Origin of the sequence: Bartonella vinsonii subsp. berkhoffii ATCC 51672 (genome assembly GCF_902825225.1) — a bacterium.
GTDB lineage: Bacteria > Pseudomonadota > Alphaproteobacteria > Rhizobiales > Rhizobiaceae > Bartonella > Bartonella berkhoffii.
The window spans coordinates 1-393 of sequence record NZ_CADEAK010000311.1 but is presented as its reverse complement, the minus strand read 5'-3'; the positions used below and the strand labels follow the sequence as shown (position 1 = coordinate 393).

General features: G+C 44.3%; 1 pseudogene. It reads left to right on the top strand.

Annotation, left to right across the window (positions count from 1 at the left end):
* Positions 1-393 (top strand): annotated as a pseudogene (locus J7R10_RS09405) (dual-specificity RNA methyltransferase RlmN); the annotation flags it as partial.

Genomic DNA, 393 nt, shown 5'->3' with positions numbered 1-393 from the left:
TATCACAAGATGAAATGATGCACGCTTTAAAGACAATTGGTGTTCCAGAGCGCCAAACGCGTATGCGTGTACGCCAGCTCTGGCACTGGCTTTATGTGCGTGGCTTTTCAAATTTTGATGAGATGCTGAAGATTTCTAAATCCATGCGAGAAATGTTTAAAAGTCATTTTTCCATTGCACGTCCGGAAATTGTTGGAGAACAAAGATCAAAGGATGGAACGCGTAAATGGCTGTTGCGTTTTCCAGGACGTGGTGCAGGAAGGCTCGTTGAAATTGAAACGGTTTATATCCCTGAAGAAGGGCGTGGTGCTTTATGTCTTTCATCGCAGGTAGGATGTGCGTTAACGTGTTCGTGTTGCCATACGGGAACACAAGTGCTTGTTCGTAATTTGA